The 4,471-nt window shown below is 61.7% G+C and carries 3 protein-coding genes; 1 reads left to right on the top strand and 2 read right to left on the bottom strand.

What is annotated here, in order from left to right; translation table 11 throughout:
- Nucleotides 1-9: 9 nt before the first annotated feature.
- Complete coding sequence (gene gltS / locus AC4FAH_RS10635) at nucleotides 10-1,200, bottom strand: sodium/glutamate symporter (RefSeq protein ID WP_043331271.1); 1,191 nt, start codon at nucleotides 1,198-1,200, stop codon at nucleotides 10-12.
- A 457-nt stretch (nucleotides 1,201-1,657) separates the two neighbouring features.
- The gene (locus tag AC4FAH_RS10630; RefSeq protein ID WP_043331272.1) at nucleotides 1,658-3,382 is read right to left on the bottom strand and encodes a 2-isopropylmalate synthase; all 1,725 of its coding nucleotides are present in this window, start codon (nucleotides 3,380-3,382) and stop codon (nucleotides 1,658-1,660) included.
- A gap of 557 nt (nucleotides 3,383-3,939) precedes the next feature.
- Here AC4FAH_RS10630 and AC4FAH_RS10625 point away from each other — a divergent pair.
- Nucleotides 3,940-4,428, top strand: a complete 489-nt coding sequence (locus AC4FAH_RS10625; protein ID WP_043331273.1) for an Lrp/AsnC family transcriptional regulator — start codon at nucleotides 3,940-3,942, stop codon at nucleotides 4,426-4,428.
- Nucleotides 4,429-4,471 lie beyond the last annotated feature (43 nt).

Here is a 4,471-nt window from a genome sequence, read left to right as displayed (position 1 = left end):
CGGTCATGTTCAGAAGAAGCCGAGGAAGCCCTTGATGATCAGCGAGTTGGCGATATCGATCAGGAAACCACCCACCACCGGCACGATGATGAAGGCCAGACGCGACGGCCCGTGGTGCTGCGTGACCGCCTGCATGTTGGCGATCGCCGTCGGCGTGGCGCCCATGCCGAAACCACAGTTACCCGCGACCAGTACCGCAGCGTCATAGTTCTTGCCCATCAGGCGGAAGGTGACCTGGGTGGTGTAGAGGAACACCAGCGCGACCTGTGCCAGCAGGATGGCCAGAATCGGCAGTGCCAGATTGGCCAGATCCCAGAGCTTGAGCGTCATCAGCGCCAGCGCCAGGAAGATGGACAGGCTGATGTTGCCCAGCACATCCACGGCGTGGGTATTGAGGTGCTTGTCGCCGAAGGCGCGCACCACGTTGCCGATGACGATACAGCTGAACAGCACCCACACGAAGGTCGGCAGCGAGAAGGCGGTGCCCGAGGTGAGTGACTGCAGCTGCTGGCCACAGACGACCCCGAGCAGCAGCATGAAGAGTGTCTTCAGGGCATTGGACGTATTCAGCGGATGCTGGACTTCCGTCTCGTCATATTCGGAATCGCTGACCTGGGCGTTGATGTCCTGCCCTTCACGCTTCATGCGATTGATCAGGAAACGCGCCGTCGGCCCACCGATCAGGGAACCGAACACCAGCCCGAAGGTGGCACAGGCCATCGCGACTTCCATCGCGCCATTGATGCCATATTCGTCGGCGAAGACGTTGGCCCATGCCGCGCCGGTACCGTGGCCACCGGACATGGTGATGGAACCGCCGAGCAGACCCAGTACCGGATCAAGACCGAACAGACTGGCAACACCGACACCCAGCAGGTTCTGCAGGATGAGCAGACCGATGACCAGCGCGAGGAACAGCACCAGCTTGCTGCCGCCGGCACGAATCATGCGAACGTCTGCCGACAGGCCAACGGAGCCGAAGAACAGCAACATGAAGGGAGTCTGGAGACCGCCGAAGAACTGGAACTCGTAACCCAGGCCGCGCAGGCCGGTGACGATGATGGTAGCGATGAGGCCGCCGACCACAGGCTCGGGGATATTGAATTCGCGCAGCACGCGCACGCGCTCGACGATCAGATGGCCAACGACGAGGACAAGCGCCGCCAGCAACAGGGTGGTGATAGCATCAAGTTGAATCATGCGATACCGATGAGTAGTTGTGGGTTGTTCTAGCGGACCTCCTGAACGAGAGGTGCACTGGCGATGCCCGATCAGAGCAGGGATGGGGACGCATCCATTATCTCTTCAATCAGGGGGTTTGCCTTTGCACCGCTTGGAATTGTTGTGTTCTCGAATCCGGTCTGCCACCAGATCGTTATCATTATGCGGGTGCAGCGATGATACGCAGGGTGGGCACCGGTGCAAGTCCGGATGTTGACTGAGCCGTCAACATCAGACAAAAGTCTATAGCGGCCTGGCGAGCATGACACGTATTTTCCACGCAAGCCTGCCCGCGTCAGCCCAGCAACGGCGGGCGTGAGCGCCGGCCGGGCAGCTTCTGCCCTGCCGCGAAACGCAAAGACCCCCGCTCTGATGAGCGAGGGTCTCGAGAGAGGCAAAAATGCCTCTGATCAGTCACGCATGAGGCGTGTTGTCGTCAGACAGCGACCGGACCGGCTTCCTCGGCACGTTCCGCTTCGCTGCGTGCACTGCTTTCCAGGCCGCGATTGACCGCCGACAGCACGGCCTTGAGCGATGCGCTCACGGTATCGCCATCCTCGGCCATGCCGCAGACACGCTTGCCATCCAGGTTGAGCATCACGAAGGCCACCGCGACGGCATCGCTGCCTTCGCCGAGGGCGTGCTCACCGTAGTCCACCACGCTGACGGTGGAACCGGTGTGACGCTGCCAGGCATCCATGAAGGCGGAGATGGCACCGTTGCCTTCGCCGGCCAGCGCTATCTGCTCGCCCTTGTCATCGACCAGCGTCGCGGTGAGCTGCTCGGCCCCTTCGCGATCCAGACGATAGCCCTTGAGACTCAGCGGCGCCTCACGCTTGAAGCTGGCATCGAGAATCGCGCGAATCTGGTCGCTGGACAGCTCACCACTGACCTGCTCGCTGGCCTTCTGCACGTGCGGCGCAAGCTCGAGGCTCATCCAGCGCGGCAGGCTGATGCCATGATCGCGCTCGAGCAGGAAGGCCATGCCACCCTTGCCGGACTGACTGTTGACGCGGATCACCGCCTGGAAGTCGCGGCCCAGATCCTGCGGGTCGATGGGCAGATAGGCGACCTGCCACGGCTCGTCAGGCTGCTGCTTCTTGAGGCACTTGCGGATGGCGTCCTGGTGGCTGCCGGAGAAGGCGGTGTAGACCAGCTCGCCGACCCAGGGGTGACGCGGGTGAACCGGCAGATTGGTGCACTCGGTATAGACCTGGATGATCTCGTCCGGGTTGGAGAGATCCAGCTCCGGATCGATGCCCTGGCTGTAGAGGTTCATCGCCAGGGTGATCAGGTCCATGTTGCCGGTGCGCTCACCGTTGCCCAGCAGGGTGCCTTCGATGCGGTCAGCGCCGGCCAGCAGGCCAAGTTCGGCGGCGGCAGCGGCGCCACCGCGGTCGTTGTGGGTGTGCAGCGAGATGATCGCGCAGTCACGACGGCTCAGGTGCTTGATGAAGTACTCGACCTGGTCGGCGAAGTGATTGGCCGGGCCCACTTCCACCGTGGCCGGCAGGTTGAGGATGCAGCGTTTTTCCGGCGTCGGCTGCCAGACATCCATCACCGCTTCACACACCTCGACGGCGTAATCCATCTCGGTGGAGGTGAAGCTCTCCGGCGAGTACTGGAACACCCAGTTGGTGTCCGGGTAGCGCTCGGCGTAGTCCTTGACCAGCTGTGCACCCTCGACGGCGATGGCCTTGATGCCGTCACGGTCCATCTCGAACACCCGCTCACGCTGCACGGTGGAGGTGGAGTTGTAGACGTGAACGACGGCATCACGCGCGCCGACCAGCGATTCGAAGGTACGCGCGATCAGATGCTCACGCGCCTGCACCAGCACCTGGATGCTGACGCCTTCCGGAACCTGGTCTTCCTCGATCAACCAGCGCACGAAGTCGAAATCGAGCTGGCTGGCGGAGGGGAAACCGACTTCGATCTCCTTGAGGCCGATCTTGACCAGCAGCTTCCACATCAGCTTCTTCTGCTCGACCGTCATCGGCTCGAGCAGCGCCTGATTGCCATCACGCAGGTCGACACTCGCCCATAGCGGCGCCTGGGTCACGGTACGCGACGGCCACTGGCGGTCGGTCAGTGCAACAGGTGTCACGGGGCGATATTTGGTGTGGTCGAAGGCAGCACTTGGCGTGGATGCAGCAGTCATGGTCGTGTCCTTGGCGGTCTGGGTGCGAAAAACCGGCAATCGAGGCCCGATACGGGAGATCGATGGCACCTTTCGCACTCAACAGTGTCCCAATCGGGGCGCCTGAGTAAATGTGAGATGACGAAGGCGTGAAGGCCTTGCATCCGAAAGCTTGCCGTCAGCAGGGCAAGCAAGCAAGTCGGGGGCAGCGTAACGTCACTGCCCGCCGCAAGCTCCGGGACCGGATCACGGTCTCCAGCGCGGAGAGAAGGACGGTGGGATCACCACCAGAGCCCTTTCGGCAGCCTCGCTTCGATCAGAAGCCGACTGCGTTCCGCGTTCACCGGTTGCAAGAGGCGTGTCGCCAGCGCCGGTGGCTCATCCTGCTCAGGTCTGTCGTTCGCGTCGTGCGTCGTGTCATGCGACAGCCACGACCCGAGCGGGCGTCTTCATCGCTGAGCAGTGATTACAGTATATGCCGCATATCAGGGCGGACGATTGCGAAAACCACATGACATCGCCATCTTAAAAGCAGATTATTTCACCATTCACATCTTCACCGCTAATGGATTGCGAAAATGAGCCAGAATATTCCTCTCCCGACACTGGACCGCTTCGACCGTCGCATTCTTGACGAGCTTCAGCACTCGGGTCGCATCAGCAATCAGGAGCTCGCAGAGCGCATTGGCCTGTCCCCGTCGCCCTGCCTGCGCCGTGTCCGTGCGCTGGAAGAAAGCGGCATGATCACCGGCTACCGCGCCCAGATAGATGCCCGCAAGCTGGGACTCAGCCTGATGGCGTTGCTGCATATCTCGATGGACCGCCACACCCCGGAGCGCTTCACCAACTTCGAGGACACCATCGCCTCGCTGCCCCAGGTGATGGAATGCCTGCTGATCACCGGCCAGGAAGCCGACTACCAGCTCAAGGTGGTGGTCAAGGACATGGATGACTATCACGACCTGCTGCTCAAGCAGATCACGCGGATCGAGGGGGTGACCGGCGTGCATTCAAGCTTCGTGCTGCGTCAGGTGATCGATCACCAGCGCGTCCCGACGACCTCCTGAGCCTGACTGCCTGAATCAAGACTTCAGCAACACGAAAGCCCCG

The sequence above is a fragment of the Cobetia sp. genome (assembly GCF_983723665.1).
This window is presented reverse-complemented; position numbering and strand designations above follow the sequence as displayed.

Coding starts and splice junctions, on each gene's coding strand:
- gltS (WP_043331271.1), bottom strand. CDS start 1,200: ATGATTCAACTTGATGCTATCACCACCCTGTTGCTGGCGGCGCTTGTC.
- AC4FAH_RS10630 (WP_043331272.1), bottom strand. CDS start 3,382: ATGACTGCTGCATCCACGCCAAGTGCTGCCTTCGACCACACCAAATAT.
- AC4FAH_RS10625 (WP_043331273.1), top strand. CDS start 3,940: ATGAGCCAGAATATTCCTCTCCCGACACTGGACCGCTTCGACCGTCGC.